The sequence below is a fragment of the Halovivax limisalsi genome (assembly GCF_023093535.1).
Taxonomy (GTDB): Archaea; Halobacteriota; Halobacteria; order Halobacteriales; family Natrialbaceae; genus Halovivax; species Halovivax limisalsi.
Genome location: NZ_CP095757.1, coordinates 777208 through 794420, shown reverse-complemented (window position 1 = coordinate 794420; position 17213 = coordinate 777208). Strand labels below are relative to the sequence as shown.

Below are 17213 nucleotides of genomic sequence, written 5' to 3'. Positions count from 1 at the left end.
TCGTCGCTCCGGTACGGAATTGATTCACTGCTACCGTTTCAAAAGCCCCGACACTCTCGGGTCGGTGCGGTCCGCGCTCCTCACTCGTTTCGTTCGCTGCGGTGCTCGCGTCCCCGACCCTCCAGCGAGCGAACGCGAGTGTCGCCCACGCTCGCGTTCGCTCACCGCCAGCCCCTCGTGCCTTCCCGCCCGGAGTCGTTCGTTGCCGGCCACCGTCGCTTCTCCGACCAGCGTCCCCAACGGCGGACCACCTTTTTTGTGAATCGATTTTAACATGCCGCTATGTCTCCGGTCGAAACGTGGACGCTCCGGATACACGTCGCCGCAGGCGTGGTCGCCCTGATAGCCGGTTTCGGCGCGCTGGTGACGATCAAAGGCGGACGGCGACATCGACTGGCCGGCACGGGCTTTCTCCTCGCGATGAGCGGCGTGGTCGCGACGGTGATCGCCCTGCTGGCGATCGATCCTACCGCGTCTCGAGGGATCCTCACGCTCGTCGCGATCTTCAGCGGCTACCTCGCCTTCTCGGGATTCCGGGCGCTCTCGCGGAGCCGCGAGCGAAACGGGGTTCGCGCAGTCGACTGGGTGGCCGCCGGCGGCGTCCTTCTCGCCTGCCTGAGTCTGGGGGCGTGGGGTGGCACCCGGATGCTCGACGGCCGGAACTTCGGGATCGTGCTGGTCGCCTTCGGCACCATCGGCGTCGCGTTCGGCCTCCTGGACGTGCGGTCGTTCCGGAGTGAACGAGGCGAGGAGCGGCTGGTCAGCCACCTCCAGCGGATGACCGGCGCGTTCATCGCGACGGTCAGCGCCGTCTCGGCGGTCACCCTCGCGCCCGCGCTCGGGATCGCGGCGTGGCTGTGGCCCACGATCCTGGGCGTTCCGCTCATCGCTTACTGGTCGCGGGCGTACGCCACCGACTGAACGGAGTCCGGTCAGCGGGGGCGGGGTCCGAGCGGGCCGGCTCGTACGGTCCGGTGGCTGGTCCGGCTATCAGCGAGTAGGAAGCTATCAAAGCGAGTCGACTCGGTCGCTCACGTTCACGAGTAACGACTTCCGTCGCGTGTAACGCGCATCGAGAGCGATTGGTCGGCCAGCAACATGTCGCTGGATGGACCGACGGATGCACCGAAGCGGTTCGGTCGCTCTGGAGTTTCGATCATGTCGACCCCTCACTCTTCATCGACTTCGGTCGATTCGACGTCACCTCGACCGCGTCGTTCGGCGATGTGCTCCCAGATCTCCGTACAGCCCGCGCCGTCCGGAAGTTCCTCGAAATGCTCGTCGTCTGATTCGTCGGCCACCATCTCGTTACTCATTTTCTTAGTAACTGTGATGCGCTCACCCAGTATTAATATTGTGGTCGAATAGAACGTTTTGTCGGCCGCTAGAGGCCGGCACCCGGAGTTAAGCGATCGGAACGAAGCCACATTTAAATTCGACCTGAACAAACCGCACGGCATGACTCGCTCCGATTCGAATGCATTACTGGCCGAACTCGGGTTGAAAGAGTACGAGGCCACTGCACTCGATCACCTCCTCAGGCACGGTCGGACGACCGCACCCACGATCGCTGACGCCACCGGCATCCCGAAGGCGAGGGTGTACGACGTCCTCGACTCGCTCGCCAACAGCGGACTCATCAAGGTCATTCCCGGACGGCCGAAGGAATATCAACCGAAACACCCCGAAACGATCCTCGACCGGGAGATCGAGAACCGGCGTCAGGCCTACGAAACGGCGCGCCAAGAACTCGAGTCGCTCCGCGACGAGTTCCTCGAGACGTTCGAACCCGCGTTCGAATCGGCCAGTTCGTCGGTGTCCCCGACCGAGGAGTTGTTCCACGTGGTCGACGTCGGAAACCCGAGCGAGGCGGAGACACGCTCGCTCTATCACGACGCCGACGAGGCGGTCTACGTCCTCACCAAGAGCTTCGAGTACCTCGACGACGTCGCACCGGCCCTCGAGTCAGCGCTGGAGTCGGGGGTCTCGGTTTCCGTGATCTTCCTCCACCCGCGTCACCTCTCCGAGTCGAATCGAGCCATCCAGGCGGAGATCGTCGACCGCTTCGCCGCGGCGTATCCCGAGATCTCCTACCGCTTCAGCGAACGGCGCCTCCCCTGGCGGGGGACGTTCGCCGACCCGAGCATGACCTACGAGTCGGGGCGGGCCGTCATGCTCGTCGAAGACGAAGAGGTACCCCTGCACCAGCGCCAGGCGGCGATCACGGAAAACGGCGCGTTCATCGCCGGATTACTTCGTCATTTCGAGCTGATCTGGGACTACGATAGCGTGGAACCGCCCGTGGAGCGGGACTAGACGCGGTAGGTTCACTGGTCGCTTCTCTCGCCGATGCCGGGTCGAAACGTACTGAACCCGTCCGGTTCCTCGGTCACCCAATCACTATCCGTTTCGCAACAGCCGGCGAACGCTCTCTTCGACGGTCTCGCGGGGTTCCCAGCCGAGTTCCTTCCGCGTGCGCGAGGTGTCGACGGTAAACTCCTCGACCATCGTCTCTCCCGAGCGCGGGTTCTCGACGAGGTCGATCGGCGGTTCCGTGCCGAGTTCCTCGCCTGCGATCCGCTGGACCAGCTCGGCCATCGCCATGACGCTGGGATCCTCGTCGGAGGCGAGGGCGTACTTCGAGACGCCCGTTTCGGCCGCTTCGAGGTCCTCGAGAAGTGACTCGGCGCTGTGGATGTACGCCCTGGCGATATCCTTGACGTGGATGAAGTTGCGCGACTGGGTGCCGGGTTCGTAGACGGTCAGCGTCTCGTTGTCGAGGGCGCGACCGACGAAGAAGTTGATCACGGTCCCCTTCGAGACGGTCCGTTCGCCGACCTCGTGTTCGCCGTAGAGGTTCGTCTTGAGATAGCAGTGGGCGGGGAAGGCGCCGTCGGCGAGCGTCTCGATCAGCTGCTCTCCGAGGACCTTCGACCGACCGTACCAGTTGAGCGGGTTCCGGGGCTGATCCGTCGTGATCGGGAACGTCTCGGGGTCGCCGAGGACGGCCATGCTCGCCGGGAAGATGAGCGCGGCGCCGTGCTCGCGACACCACCACGCGACGTCGCCGGTCGCGGCGACGTTGACGTCGTAGGTGAGGTCTCGGTTCTCGTCGCAGTCGTCGACGCCGGAGATGGCGGCGAGGTGCATGACGACGTCAGCACCGTCGAGGGCGCCTTCCAGGCGGTCACCGTCGCGGATATCGACGTGGTCGACGGTCACGTCGCCGATCTCGCGGACGCTGCCGCGGTAGAAGTTGTCGAACGCGCTGATCGACCACTCGGGGTGGTACGTCTGCAGTTCGGAGACGACGCGACTGCCGATGTAGCCCGCCGCGCCCGTCACGGCGACGGTAGGGGTATCGTCGATCATCGCATCTCACCGTTTTGCTGGATGGAGTGCTGTCGTGTCATGGGTTCGGTAAAGCGGTCGGCGAGGTCGCTGATGCCCTCGCGAAGCGTCCACTCGGGTTCGAAACCGGTGTCGGCGAGCCGATCGAAGTTCACGTGGTAGGAGGGGCCGGGATCCTCGTCCTCCATGTAGGTAACCTCGAGGTCCGTGCCGAGTTCCTCGCGAACGAGTTCGGCGATCGTCTCGATCCGGTAGTTGCCGGCCTCGCTGCCGACGTTGTAGACGCGAGCGCCCCACGCGTCCGGGTCGAGCGCCGCCTGCCGGTAGGCTCGGGCGGCGTCGCGGACGTGGATGAAGGGGCGCCAGTTCGATCCGTCGCCGTAGACCGTCAGCGGCCGATCGGTCAGCGCGCGGAAGACGAAGTGGTTGACGACGAGGTTGAAGCGGATCCCGGGTGCGAAGCCGTAGTTCGTGCTCATCCGGAGGGCGGTGCCGGTGAACGCGTCGCGATCGAGGTACGTCTCGAGGAGGCGCTCGCCGGCGACCTTGGTCTCCGCGTACGGGTTGAGCGGATCCTGTTCGACGGTTTCGTCCAATTCGGTACTCTTCGCTCGACCGTAGTTGTTACACGAGGAGGCGAAGACGACGCGCTCGACGTCGAACTTCTCGGCGGCGGTGTAGACGTTCTCGGTGCCGTCGCGGTTGACGGCGAACGTCTCCTCGCGGCGGTCGTGCGTGCTCGCCGCGCCGGTGATCGCCGCGAGGTGGATCACGCGGTCGACGTCGCGCATCGCCTGCTCGACGTCGCCGTAGTTGCGCACGTCACCCCGGACGAAGCGGATGCCGTCGTCGAACGCGGCGTCGAGCAGGTTCCGCGGCGAGCCCGAAGTCAGCGAATCGAGGACCGTAACTTCGGAGACGCGATCGTCCGACTGGAGTTGCGGGACGAGGACGCTGCCGATGTAACCGCAGCCGCCGGTCACCAGGACGTGCATCGGAGTTCGTCAGTCCTCCTCAGGGACGGGGGTGGCGCTCTCTTCGGCCTCCCAGTCCTCGAGGACGCCCGGCAGGAAGCGATCCTCGTGGGCCCGGATTGTGTCGCCGTGGTCGACGAGGGTCCCGAGAACGTCGCGGACGCCCTCCTCGAAGCTGGTCGACTGCTCGCCGATGAGACCGAGGTAGCGGTCGTTCTCGATCTCCATCTTGTGGGTCTCGTCCTCGTCGCGCGGGTTCTCGAAGTGCTCGACCGCGACGTCGAGGTCGAACTCGTCGCCGACGGACGCGACCGTTTCTGCCATCTCGACGATACTGATCGCCCGGGTGACCTGATTGTAGACGGTGAGGTCGTCCGGCCTGTCGTCGGGGTCGGCCAGCGCGAGTTGGGCGAGGCCCTCGACGGCGTCCTCGAGGCTGATGAAGGGTTTGCGCTGCTCGCCCTTGCCGTAAACCGTCATCGGGTAACCCGCGACGGCCTGAGCGGCAAAGCGGTGGGCGACGACGCCGAAGTAGTAGTCGAAGTCGAAGCGCGTCGCGAGACGGGGGTCGGCCGCGGTTTCGGGGGTTTCCGTGCCGTAGGTGATCGCGGTTCGCACGTCCGAGATCGGGATCCCGAACTGCTTGTGCGCGAGGCGCATGTTGGCCGCGTCGTGGGACTTGGTGAGGTGGTACCACGAGCCCGCCATCGCGGGGAACGGAACCTCGTCGCGCTCGCCGCCGTTCTCCATCGTGGCGCCGCCCTCCGGGATCGGGAACTCGGGCGCGCCGTAGACGCCCGTGGTCGTCGTCTCGACGAAGTGGGTGTCGGTGAGGTCGTGTTCCTCGAGGCCCCACAGCAGGTTCCGCGTAGCCTGCATGTTGTTGTGCTGCGTGTAGTTGGCCCGCTCGCCGTTGATCTGTGAGTAGGGCGCTGAGGGCTGGGCCGCCGTGTGGACGACGGTTTCGGGCTCGTGGACCGCGAGGAGTTCGTCGACGAACGATCTGTCGGCGAGGTCGCCCTCGACGAACGAGAGGTTGTCGAGGCCGTGGACCTCGCGCGCTGCGTCGAGGCGCTCGTCCATCGACGCGACGGGGGTCGCGCTCTGCGAACCGATCTCTTCGACCCAGCGCCGTCGGGCGAGATTGTCGACGAGGACGACACGGTCGTCGGTTCGATCCGCGATTCGGAGCGCGGTCGGCCAGCCGAGGTAGCCGTCCGCACCGGTGAGGAGGATTGTCATGGGGTTACTCAGTATCTGAATAACTGTCTTCCCTGAAAAAGGTTGGCATAACTTCCGGTGGGAGCGGAGTGCGCTCTCCGCCAGTTGTCGTCGCGTTGAATCGTCGTGTCGGTTGAGAGTTCTACGAAAATGTATACGGGTGCGGCCTTCATCACATACTCTCTGAATTGGATGGGAGATTATTTCACGAATCGATTGTTTGGGAGTCGCTGAAATCGGTGCCGAGACGGGCAATCACCGCGTACCCGTCGGTAGATCCGCGCAGGATAATGGGGCGGTAACTATTAACATAGCGGTCGTACGAAGAAACGGATGCAGGGGTCACTTCAAAATGCGACGGCGCTCGTCACCGGCGCCGCGGGGTTCGTCGGGTGTCACCTCGTCGAGGAGCTCGTCGAGACGAACACCGTGATCGCGTTCGATCACTTCCGGTCGAACGACCGCGATCGAGTTCCCGACGAGGCGATCGTGTTCGAGGGCGACGTCCGGGACGAGGCTGCGCTACGGGAGGCGATGACAGGTGTCGACGTCGTCTTTCACCTCGCGGCCACCAGCGGCGACGAGGCAACGCGGTCGAACCCGCGAGCGTCGCACGCGACGACCGTCGGTTCCACGCTCACTGTGCTCGAACTGGCCCGGGAGCTCGACGTTCGAGTCGTGGTTGCGACGAGCGCGGCCCTCTACGGCGATGGGCAATCGGATCCGGTTTCCGAGTCCGGTCCGACGGCGCCAGTGACCCTGTACGGGGAGCAGGAACTCCTGCGCGACCACTACACGCGACTGTGGTGCGAGCGGTACGACGTCGAAACCGTCGCGCTCCGGTACTTCAACATCTTCGGCCCCGACGCAACGGACGACTCGCTGTGTGGACTGCTCGGTGCGTTTCTGGAGCAGCTAGATGACGACGGCGCAATCACGGTTTACGGCGACGGTTCGCAGACCCGCGACTTCGTACACGTCTCGGACGTGGTTCGCGCGACGATGCGAGCGGCGACGACGACGCACGTCGGCGAGGCGTTCAACGTCGGCAGCGGGGAGGCCGCTTCTGTGGGGACACTGGCCCGACTGGTTCGGGATCGAGTTGATCCGGGCGCCGAGATCGTCTACGAATCGGATCGTGAGGTAGCCGTTCAGGAAAGCCAGGCCGACATCACGAACGCTCAGGAGCGGTTGGGATACGAACCCACGATGGCACTAGAAGAGTGTCTGTCTCGGATGGCGGTCCACTCGGAAGTTGCGTGAATCGTTCTCGTACTCAGTAGAGTTGCATCGTCGGCGTCCCACACTCCCGACAGACGACCGCATCGTTTCCGTTGTATTGTTCCCGGGCGAGACTTCCAGAACTGCAAAATTCGCACGTCCGGCCAGCAAGTCGCTCGAGGAGGGGGCGTTCTTTCGTACCAACCGTAGCCTCTTGCATTACAGTCCGCTCTGTTTCGGGGAGGTCGCATAAACCTACTGACCGAAATGTCGTTCAGTTCTCGGTGGCTTTGAATCGGCGGTCGTGGAATAGTCATAATACTAGTACACCGAATTGCGTTCACACTTAGTACAGTACAGGCATCCGATCAATACGTTACGATTACTATTCCTCAATCGTTTTCTTACATCAAACTGTATTGGACGGGAATAACTCAAATTAGAGGGGTGCTGAGCGGAGACCCGTCAAACCCCACCCGCTAGGGTAATCACAAGTTCCATCAAACTGCGGGTTCAAATTTCGATACACCGAAGGTACTGTCTCGGCAGACGTCGCCGAGGACCAAGGTTCGCTAGGGGGCCCTAGGGGTCTAGTGGAGTATAGATCATCATCGGATATTTCGCCGCCCGAGATTGGTTTCGAGATTAATTCGGTGCATGGTTCATCGATTGAACGCGGCGAACGACGACGTTCGTTCTGTTTCACCTGTCCTGAATCGGTGCCGGCCGGCGCGCTCGGCCTCCGGCTCGCTGATGCTCCTGGACGTCAGCCACGCGACGATGGCACGGACGCTTCGATACGTAGCGTTGATCGCGTTCAACAGTGTTCGACTCGGCGGTTTCCGACAGTCCAACCCACTGCACGAACGCCAATGACTCTCCGATACTACCCACGAGCCGAGGATTCGCCACTTCGTTCAGAGTCGAGATATGGTCCCGTGAGTCAAAGGGTGCCAAGAACATCAGTTGTGATAGAGGTTATCACCATCTATGGAGTCAAACCGGTTTGATGCGGGCCGTGTGCCTACTTTACGCCTCGATCGAAGGCCAAACGGGCTGTACAGTTCGGTCCGCTCACGGATCGGCCATTGTGGAACGACGGACCTAGCCGTCTCCTGTAGATATCTCCACCAGAATTCGAACGATCACATCAGCCGTTCATCGAGCTAGAGTGTTTGTATCCTAAATTTTGCCGCGTATATATCGACCAATGTTGAGTATGGGTTTGCAGCATACGGACTCCATAACCATCGAGATTCTCCGGTTCCACCAGTGGAAATAGCTCATGGGATTTTCGGTTGGACCAGCGCCAGAATTGCCTAATGCATTGGGATGTATGTCTTTACCCATCGGTCATATTGACCAGCATGATGATCAGGATCAACAAACACAACGGGTCCACGATACCAGTTACGGTACTAGTCAATGGAAGAGGAGGCAACACATACAACGGTTGGTGATATCTTATACAAGCATATCGACAGGTCAAACGCGATAGATATTTACCGGCGGTGCGACATTCAAGCCATAGACGAATACAGTCGGACGAGACATGCCACTTAGGACCCCCACCAGATCGTTCAATTCGGGCGCTACCAGAGGGTACGCGTACGACGAAGAGATGATACTGGCAGTGATTTCTGCCAATAGCACTACCTCAACTCGACCCATCATCCCATTTGAGGAGGTGACGGAACCGGATGTCTGAGAGCAAACCGGTGCAGGAAATGGAGCAAGAAAGACAGGGCCAGTCCCTCGGTCAGGAAGACCCCGTTCTCGGGTTTCTCGTCGGCCACAACCCGATCGCTCTCGAAAATATCCTTGAGGCCCGAGAACGCGGTTTCGAGGTCGTACTCGTTTCAATGTGCGGTGAGAGCCCTGTTACGCGAATCGCCCAGCGATTCGGTGCGAAAGTCCTCGACGTTGAGGGGTCACCACAGCAAGAAGGCGGTTTACGAGAGATCCTCGAAGGGTATGCCAATCTGCGCGAGCGGGGCGGACTCATCCTGCATACTGACGAATCAGCACGCATAGACTTCGACCGCAGTCTCGAGGCATACGAACCAGAAGAAACGGTGACGGAGGCAGCGACACTGTCCGAAGGACCGGATATCGTCGTCGGGATTCCGGCGTACAACGAAGCGGGTACGGTCGGGGAAGTCGTATCCGCAGCGGCGAATTACGCGGACGAAGTTATCGTCGTCGACGACGCCAGCTCTGATACCACGGCAAGCGAGGCGTTAGAAAGTGGTGCGGCTGTCGTTTCTCACTCGGAGAATCGCGGATACGGTAGCGCGCTCCAGACGTTATTCGGTGAAGCCAACGAGCGAGGAGCGAATCACCTCGTCATTCTCGACGGCGACGGCCAGCACAATCCCCACGACATTCCTGAATTCGTCCGCCAACAGCAGGAAAGCGGGGCGGAGATTCTCATCGGGAATCGGTTTCTGGAGGGAACGAAAACAGACCTCCCGTTCTATCGGCGGTTCGGCCTGACGGTCGTAAACACGCTCACGAACCTGAGTATGGGGATCCTCCGGCGACGGTCGTGGATTCAAGATACGCAAAGCGGATTTCGTGTTTATAATCGACGAGCGATCGAATCGTTAAGCGAAGACGATTCCATTGGATCGAAAATGAGCGCAAGTACAGACATCCTGTATCATGCTCATCGACACAATTACGATGTCGAAGAGGTCCCCACCACGATCTCCTACGACGTGGACGACCCAAGTAGCCATAATCCAGTCGCTCACGGGTTGACGCTGGTCAGTAACATTCTGAGGACAATCGAACGTGAGCGGCCGATACTCGCCCTCGGCCTCCCCGGGACAGTGTGCATCATCGTTGGGTTCACATTCGGCTACCTGACGATCTCCAATTATCTGACCACGGACACGTTCTCTGTCGGGTTCGCGCTTGTCACAGCTCTTTTTGCCCTAACTGGGACCTTCATGACCTTCTCCTCAATCATCCTCCACTCGCTCAACGCACATCTTCGAGAATTCTCCGACAGTAGTAATCAATAAGGACAACAAAACAATTGACGCAGTATCTCGTGCCGGCAGATGTACCCTCCGCCTTCCGCCGATAACAAAGCATACATCTAAGAATCATCTCCGAATCGGTGAATTGACCGTCATCGATCGGACCTTCGAGAAGGCAGAGTCGTACAAATGGATTAACCAACTGCTCGTCAGTACGGACGAACAATTCTCCACCGCATCCGTCTCTTACTCTCTGCCAGCAGAATTGCGAAACCCCCACCGGCCGTCAAAGAGACAACCAGGGAGGGCGATAAATTCGGCGTCGTCCGTTCGCTCAAAGGTCGTTAATCGGTAAAGCGTCAACGACGAGCTTCTCGCTATTGCGGTAGTCAATCTAACAATCGGCTTCGGGATCTCTAACTTCGTCGAGTACTTTCAGCAACGGAACGTGCCGACGCTCGCAGTTTGCGATGTGGGCTCCGGAAACCGTGCGCTATCGTACGGACTCGTCCGGGTTGAACGGGGACTATATTCATTTCTCCCAAGAAATTATCCGATTCGAAGCGTACAGTTGTCTCGGTGACCTGCTACGCATTTCACCGCAGTCGCTGTTGCTGCTCGAGATGGACGCCGATGATGGCAGCAACGCCGACGAACCGGGATAGGTCGTCCAGGCTGGAAGAACGAGAACCGACGTACGCGTTCTCGTTCGATAGTGCGTGGTTCGGCATCGGGACGTCAGAAGTTACCTCGCGCCATCAATCGGATCCTTGCTGGCGACTCGCTGATTACTGACTCGGCCACTGTGGTGGATTCAATAATCGGTACCAAAGTCCACGTCATGAGCGGTGCGACGGTGATCAACGCCGATGTAAAGTCACCGATCGGCTTCCGAATGCAACGCTCGACCACGTCCATCGGAGTTCGACAATCATCGACAAGGAGGCGGCGCTTACGGAATTCTCGCTGTCCGAGTCCCTGACAGGGCCACCGCAGCCATCGGAACCGACCGCCGTACTCCGGACACTGCAGGTCTAGAACCACGGAAGATCGAGTGATGAGTACCTTCAAGGAAATCCTCTTCAACGCTTCACGGACCCTGAGGGGCACTTACCGTTCAGAAGTAGACTCTATAGTCGACTCCCCCTATTAATCCGATGCGGGCTCGGCCGACGTGTACTGGGAACACACGCGGCGAAGTCCCTCCTCGAAGTCGACCTCTGGTTCCCACCCGGTGGCGGATTCGAACGCCGACGTGTCGGCGCAGGTATCGTGAACGTAGACATCCTCGGGAATCGGGTTCTCGACGTACTCGGGTTCGACTTCAGTCCCGAGTTCGGCGTTAAGCATCTCTACGACAGTGTTGAAACTGTAGGCCTCGCCCGTGCCGAGATTGTAAACACTGGTCAGTTCATTCTCCGCGGCGAGAACAAGTCCGCGAACGATGTCAGAAACGTGCGTGAAGTCGCGCGTCTGCGTGCCGTCTCCGTAGAGAACCGGTGACTCCCCATTCGCGATATCATCGGCAAACTGGGCGATGACGTTTGCGTACTCGCCTTTGTGTTTTTCCGCGCCTCCGTAGCCCTGATAGACCGAGAAGAAGCGCATGCCTGCGACCGCCATGTCGTAGTGATTTGCGAAATACTCTCCGTACCGTTCGCGGGCCAGTTTGGAGGCTTCGTATCCAGTTTTGACCGTGACATCCATGTCGACCGGCGAGGGTTCGGTTCGGCTGCCGTAAATTGAGGAAGTAGAAGCATAGACGATAGTATCGCACCCATCCCGGCGCGCTTGCTCGACGACATTGGCGAAGCCTTCCACATTGACTCGAGCCCCCTTCTGGGGGTCCTCTTCGTGCATTGCATAAGAGGAGAGCGCCGCGAGGTGGAATACAACATCGACGTCGGTTGGGAGATTTTCCTCAAGGACACTTCGGTTGTAATATTCGACATCAGTTGGTAAGTTCTCTGGAGTTCCGAGATACTCATCGTCAACAACGATAACATCATTTTTCTGAGACAGGGTGTGGGCTAAATTTGATCCGATAAACCCTGCCCCACCGGTGATAAGCACCCTCATTTCCTGCATGTCCCTATCACACCACCAGAAGGAACATAATACCTTTTGTTTACCATCATAAATCGAATATGGCTCAATAGTCGGATATATGTTCGGAGAGTGACAAATATGAAGCTAAAAATGGGTGTGTAATCTTCATTCACCCTCATTCAATTCATTTATCGATGATACAATTTCAGTATTAATTGAATTCCAGTGGTAGGATTTCGATTTCTCTCTCGATAGTCGCTCAATCCTTTCCCGATATTCCTCGTTATTGTTGTGTTTCATAAGGGTCCGAACATAATCATCGTCTTCAAAAGAGACCATGAATTCTTCGCCACCAATAAGGCTCTCTATACCGGGTAAAGGCGAGGCAATTATTAGGTTTCCGAAGTACATAAACTCAAGAATTTTTATAGGGTAGCTATAGCGGTAGTTTCTCACTTCGTCTGATAGAATGCAAATACAAACGTCGGACGCATCAAGGTAACCTAACGCAGCTTCATGTGCGACCTGACCAACTATTCGAGTATGGTGAGACAGACCTCGTGATGAGATCTCCCCCTGAATCCACGCTTGATCCTCCAAATCAGTACCAACCAAGTTTAATCGGACCTCCGGCATCTCACTTTTTGCATTCTCCACCAAGTCAAGCATCTCATGAAGACCTCTCGATTCAGTCACATGTCCGACATATGTGAGATTGTATCCTGGTAATGAGATATCCTCATGAGATTCCCTTATATTAGGGGAGATTCCGTTTGTTATATTACATATATTTTCAGGTTCGAACCCCATCTCTTCAAGAATACCCCTATCGAGGCCCAGTATAACCAAATCAGACCGATCAAGAAAGGGTCGCACTAACCTATAAGTTATTGAAACATATATTTGGCCGATTTTCGCAAGAAGCCGATCATTCGGCCGATGGGAAGAAGCGGGAAGCAGAGGATCATCCCAGAGATCAAGGATCCACATTTTATTTGTAAATGATGTCAAGATGCCAACAAAAATAGAGACGGTGTGTGGGCTAGTGTGGATATAGGTTAAATTATCATCGCGAAAGTATCGAGGACAAAGATGGTACAAAACCCAAAAGGGGAAGAGTGGTCGTAGCACCAAGCGATCGGGAAAGGTCTGAATGGAATTCGTCTTTTCCTTGATGTCTCTTGGTACATCCCCAATTGCTAAAATAATAGTTTGATAGTTCTCCGTGAGAGTCTTTGCGCGTTGGAACCTAGTTCTATTAATATTAGATGGAATAGATGTGGCCCAGATCAAGGCCATTTTATCGTCGTTAGTCATAACCGATTATATATTGCACGCGACAGTTCAGTAAATATGACACCAGGCCTCCTTTCCATTATTATATACCCGAACCTAAGAAGAACTGACATCCAAAATAATACCCCCATCGGAGTGATCGATTCCCAATGGGCTTGAGAGTACAATTGCGATTCTATCTCATTTCCCTGTGAGGTCTGTAATTGCGGTTCTTGGCTGCTTTTCGCATCTTCATGCACCCGAAAGGCCCCGACTATTCTCGGAACGTGTTTCATCTCCATGTTTTTATTCAGCAATCTCCAAAATAATTCGACATCCATTGCATACTCATATTCTTCCGAAAGGGGGAATAAATCCGTCATAGCTGACCTATTTATGAACATCGATTGATTGGCTGTGAAATTGCAATAATACCGCTGGATGAACTTAGATGGGGCCGTATGATATCTGTTTTGGACATGATTACCGTATTCATCTACCACTTCGATATCTCCATAAAGGACATCGCAAGTTTTGTAATGACAGGTGGCATCGTATATGGCTTCTAAGCCATTTTCCACGTAATAGTCATCTGAGTTTTGCCAACCAATCCACTCACCTTCTGCCATTTTGATGCCTTTATTGATCGCGTCAACTTGCCCCTCATCATCCTCTGATACCCACCGGAGATTATACTCATCTTCATATTTTTCTAGGATCTCAATAGTCTCGTCGGTTGAATTACCATCCACCACAATATGCTCAAGAGATTCAATATCTGATTCCATAACCGATTTCAAATTACGTTCAAGAAATCGAGATTGGTTATAGGAGGGAGTAACTACAGAAAGTCGCGGTTCTACCATAGACACAAATCAGACCGGCATCATTAGAACCTTTCGCATAAGGTGATGAATGCACCGGTGCAAAAGATTCAAGCCCCTACGGAGATTCCGATACAGGAAGGTTAGTTAAGCCGTGAGAGTCGGGATTTGCTCGCATTTCATACGTCGTTCTGGTGGGAAACAACGGTTCACTGAGAACCTACTATCATCATTAGCTAAGGAGGGTGATTTAGACCTTTTTCTTGTTGAGACAAATACCGAAGCGAGTTACGAATTGGATCTAGACCAAATACCGATTGTGGGTTTCAGAAGCCCTTATAAGACAGTTCCAGCTAATTGTCTTCACCGGCTAAACAATATCAGAGAGATAAATAAATATGACCTTGATATAATACACTGTCCGGGTGAAGTTATCCCCCCTTACTTCTGGCGAGTTGATGCAAAGAAGATCATCACTTTCGGTGGTGATGAGCCCGTCTCAGATTTCGCATTCACGGACATTCTCTCTCCCTATCATATGTTATCTCTATCAGCTATCAAACTATTCAGTGAGAAGGTTAGTAGGTTCACTATCGTGTCAGACCTGATGAGGGGAAATATAAAATCTGGATACGGAATTGCAACGGAAAAAATCAAAACAATCCCTCATGGCATCAATAGAGATGTCTTCTATCCTCGGGAAGAGGAGGAAATTCACGACGTTAGAGTTAATCTGAATTTGCCACAGAATTATATATTACATGTTAGCTCTTTTAGAAAGGTAAAAAATACTGAGCGGATTGTTCGGGCTTTTGCTAAAACAAACCACCAAGAGTCCTGTCTCGTGTTTGCTGGAAAGAAGAGGAATGAATTCGAAAGAATAAAAATGCTAACCAAGGAGTTGGGGATTGGAAGTCATGTTCAATTCTTAGGCTATGTCGGAGAAGAACTACCAGCTCTCTATTCCGGCGCTGAAGCCCTCTGCCAACCATCGCATCGAGAAACATTCAGCTTCCCAGTGGCTGAATCTCTTGCTTGCGGGACTCCCGTTATTACTAGCCCCCGAATTGGTGCGCTTGAGGACCTACCCTATCCAGAATCGCTAATCGTAGATCCAGGAGATACCGAATCGATCGCTGAGGTCATGGATGCGGCGATTAACTCAAATTCATTAATGAGCATCGATTGTTCTAACTGGAGCACTACACACCTTAATAGTTGGAAGGAGACTGCCAACCGCTATATGGAACTCTATGAAAATGTATTAAAATGATTGCATTAATAGCTATAGATACAGCAAAATTAATATGACGGTCCGAATATTAAGTTTACAAAAACCGCACGTGGGTTCGTCAGAAAGACCATACCCACATGTAACACTACCTAAAATGCATACTCTACCGCACGATCGCTCTCAATAGAACATCATGTACTATCCACTGCTTGACCGAGACGAATTTGAAGTACCCCTTCGGCCGAATTTGTTAGTTGGGCTCTGTTCAATCTTGTATCTACTTGCGTTAGCCATCGGCAGTCACGTTCTGGACGACAGCGTCATACTCCGGGGCACATATCCTCTCCTCTCTTTAATCATTGGGGGGTTAATGTTTATATATCGAGAGGAAATGCCGTCAGCGGAGCTCCAATCCGTCCGGGGCCGGTATACTTGGAAGATAACCCTGATTGCTGCATGTCTCTGTATCGTTGTATCAGCTACTCTTGGCCATCGACTCATACCACTTCTCGTTTTTCTCCCCATCGGAACAGTATTAGCTATCGCGAATATAACAGGGGGGAAATACGATCACGCGATTGCTGCTGTCGCCATATGCTTTTTTATACCCCCTCTGACAAAGTACCTCGCTACAGGCTTCTATTTCGGGAATGGAGATCTCCTCGTTCATATCCCCTCTATTCAGAATCTTCTTGAATATAATAACATATACGCTATCGAAGGGACCTATTCTCGATTTCCCATCTATCACTTGATCGTAGCATCGGTATCCATAATTGCTGCAGCACCAGTTTACGATTCTGTAATGCTAGTTGGAATAATATTGCTCCCCCAAATTGTATTCCTATTTTACTACACCGGAGCTGATGTGTTTGGGAAAAAGATTGGGGCGTACAGTGCTCTGGCAATAATAATTATAAGCCCCTTTTCTTACTATACAACGTATTTCTATCCTCAGTTGATAGCCGTAATCGTCGCATCGTTTTTGATATATGCATTATATAAAAACCAATCGAAAATAATCAAAGGTATGGTTGCTCTGTTTGGCATACTCCTTATACTCACCCATCACCTCACTCTCGTTTTCATCTCAGTAGTAATTGGTGCCGTTCTTCTCTCCACGACTATTTTTGGGAGGGGAAGATCATACAAGCCGGCTATCTCATTCCTATTTATCATAATCGCGGCCGTGTCGTATTGGGCGTATGCAGGCCCCTGGTTTATTCGCGACCTCATATCAATTCTTTTCGCTAAATTATTCACCTCTGGTCCGTCGACCACCGGAAAACCGGTTGGGGGTTTTGGGCCATTCCGCATAAGTGAGGGGCCAGGTTTATCTGACACGTTCCTCTGGTTTGTGACATTCGATGGGATTTATAATATTCTGTTTGCTATCATAGTGGTATTCGGGATCCTATCTTTCGTCTACAAAACATATGATTATGGAATAGATATTGAGTTCGTGATAGTAGGAGTGATAGGTTCCTTGTTTATTCTTAAAACACCCCAAATTTTTCCCGGAATGTATAGATTTACGCTCGTAATTGCCATATTTTCCATATTTTTCATTGGGTATTCTATGCATGGGTTCCTTGAAAGCACCGGCAACCGGGTGAATGTATTCGCTATCGTTCTTATGATTATTCTCGCAGTTAGTGCTCCTCTCGCTGTGGCTGACGATCTAGATGGACTAAGGCCCGACGAACCAAATCCAACTAGCAATTCCTTCTCTGACGAGACAAACGCTCAACTAACTATTGTGGCCGAATTTATCAAGAACCATAATCCACCCGGAATATCATCAATGTGGATAACCCGTACGGTAGTATCTGAACGCGCTGATGATTATTCTACCACAGTGTTAACGAGAAACTCTCTAGAATCGTGTGAAGATAGCTTATTCATTTATTCACAGAGGTGGTCCGGCCATTCTGTGAAAAACGCCAATAACCAACTTATTGTCGATAACTCGGGGTTGAGAGAACTTACCGAAACAAGAAACAGAGTGTACAACTCGGGGAAGGTGGGTGGCTTATGGAGTTTCTGTAGTAGAGTATGAATTCGACAGGTTCCAGCA

14 protein-coding genes are annotated in these 17213 nt (G+C 54.7%); 6 read left to right on the top strand and 8 right to left on the bottom strand.

Annotated features, from left to right (window positions below):
- The first annotated feature begins 282 nt into the window (after positions 1-282).
- Positions 283-921 (top strand): hypothetical protein, encoded by a 639-nt coding sequence (locus tag MXA07_RS03465; RefSeq protein WP_247730657.1) that lies wholly within the window; start codon positions 283-285, stop codon positions 919-921.
- Between the two features lie 248 nt (positions 922-1169).
- On the opposite strand, the gene MXA07_RS03460 is transcribed toward MXA07_RS03465, so the two are convergent.
- Entirely contained in the window at positions 1170-1316 is a 147-nt protein-coding gene (locus MXA07_RS03460) for a hypothetical protein (protein WP_247730656.1), read from the bottom strand.
- A gap of 142 nt (positions 1317-1458) precedes the next feature.
- On the opposite strand from MXA07_RS03460, the gene MXA07_RS03455 reads away from it, so the two are divergent.
- Positions 1459-2316 (top strand): TrmB family transcriptional regulator, encoded by an 858-nt coding sequence (locus tag MXA07_RS03455; protein ID WP_247730655.1) that lies wholly within the window; start codon positions 1459-1461, stop codon positions 2314-2316.
- A gap of 84 nt (positions 2317-2400) precedes the next feature.
- Here the strand turns inward: MXA07_RS03455 and MXA07_RS03450 are convergent, their stop codons facing one another.
- From MXA07_RS03450 to MXA07_RS03440, 3 genes are read right to left on the bottom strand one after another with little or no spacing between them, the layout of a single operon-like run.
- Positions 2401-3372: an NAD-dependent epimerase/dehydratase family protein gene (locus MXA07_RS03450; protein ID WP_247730654.1), complete on the bottom strand. Its 972-nt coding sequence runs from the start codon at positions 3370-3372 to the stop codon at positions 2401-2403.
- A complete protein-coding gene (locus MXA07_RS03445) occupies positions 3369-4346 on the bottom strand; it encodes an NAD-dependent epimerase/dehydratase family protein (protein WP_247730653.1) in 978 nt (325 codons plus the stop codon). Before MXA07_RS03445 ends, MXA07_RS03450 begins: the two co-directional genes overlap by 4 nt.
- A gap of 9 nt (positions 4347-4355) precedes the next feature.
- Positions 4356-5567, bottom strand: coding sequence for an NAD-dependent epimerase/dehydratase family protein (locus tag MXA07_RS03440; protein WP_247730652.1), 1212 nt, complete (start codon positions 5565-5567; stop codon positions 4356-4358).
- Positions 5568-5879: 312 nt separating this feature from the next.
- Here MXA07_RS03440 and MXA07_RS03435 point away from each other — a divergent pair, with 312 nt between their 5' ends.
- On the top strand, positions 5880-6809 hold the full coding sequence (locus tag MXA07_RS03435; protein WP_247730651.1) for an NAD-dependent epimerase/dehydratase family protein: 930 nt from the start codon (positions 5880-5882) through the stop codon (positions 6807-6809).
- Positions 6810-6822: 13 nt separating this feature from the next.
- On the opposite strand, the gene MXA07_RS18225 is transcribed toward MXA07_RS03435, so the two are convergent.
- Positions 6823-6987 carry an HVO_A0556 family zinc finger protein gene (locus MXA07_RS18225; protein ID WP_343217257.1) on the bottom strand — a complete coding sequence of 55 codons (165 nt, stop codon included), beginning with the start codon at positions 6985-6987 and terminating at the stop codon, positions 6823-6825.
- A 1480-nt stretch (positions 6988-8467) separates the two neighbouring features.
- Between MXA07_RS18225 and MXA07_RS03430 the strand changes: the two genes are divergently transcribed.
- On the top strand, positions 8468-9796 hold the full coding sequence (locus MXA07_RS03430) for a glycosyltransferase family 2 protein (RefSeq protein ID WP_247730650.1): 1329 nt from the start codon (positions 8468-8470) through the stop codon (positions 9794-9796).
- 1107 nt (positions 9797-10903) lie between these two features.
- Here MXA07_RS03430 and MXA07_RS03425 read toward each other — a convergent pair.
- The 3 genes from MXA07_RS03425 to MXA07_RS03415 form a co-directional block, all read right to left on the bottom strand.
- Positions 10904-11842, bottom strand: a complete 939-nt coding sequence (locus MXA07_RS03425) for an NAD-dependent epimerase/dehydratase family protein (protein WP_247730649.1) — start codon at positions 11840-11842, stop codon at positions 10904-10906.
- Between the two features lie 126 nt (positions 11843-11968).
- The gene (locus MXA07_RS03420; RefSeq protein ID WP_247730648.1) at positions 11969-12652 is read right to left on the bottom strand and encodes a glycosyltransferase; all 684 of its coding nucleotides are present in this window, start codon (positions 12650-12652) and stop codon (positions 11969-11971) included.
- A 464-nt stretch (positions 12653-13116) separates the two neighbouring features.
- The gene (locus tag MXA07_RS03415; RefSeq protein WP_247730647.1) at positions 13117-13944 is read right to left on the bottom strand and encodes a glycosyltransferase family 2 protein; all 828 of its coding nucleotides are present in this window, start codon (positions 13942-13944) and stop codon (positions 13117-13119) included.
- Positions 13945-14056: 112 nt separating this feature from the next.
- Here MXA07_RS03415 and MXA07_RS03410 point away from each other — a divergent pair, with 112 nt between their 5' ends.
- Positions 14057-15175 carry a glycosyltransferase family 4 protein gene (locus tag MXA07_RS03410; RefSeq protein WP_247730646.1) on the top strand — a complete coding sequence of 373 codons (1119 nt, stop codon included), beginning with the start codon at positions 14057-14059 and terminating at the stop codon, positions 15173-15175.
- Between the two features lie 154 nt (positions 15176-15329).
- On the top strand, positions 15330-17195 hold the full coding sequence (locus tag MXA07_RS03405; RefSeq protein ID WP_247730645.1) for a hypothetical protein: 1866 nt from the start codon (positions 15330-15332) through the stop codon (positions 17193-17195).
- Positions 17196-17213: the final 18 nt, after the last annotated feature.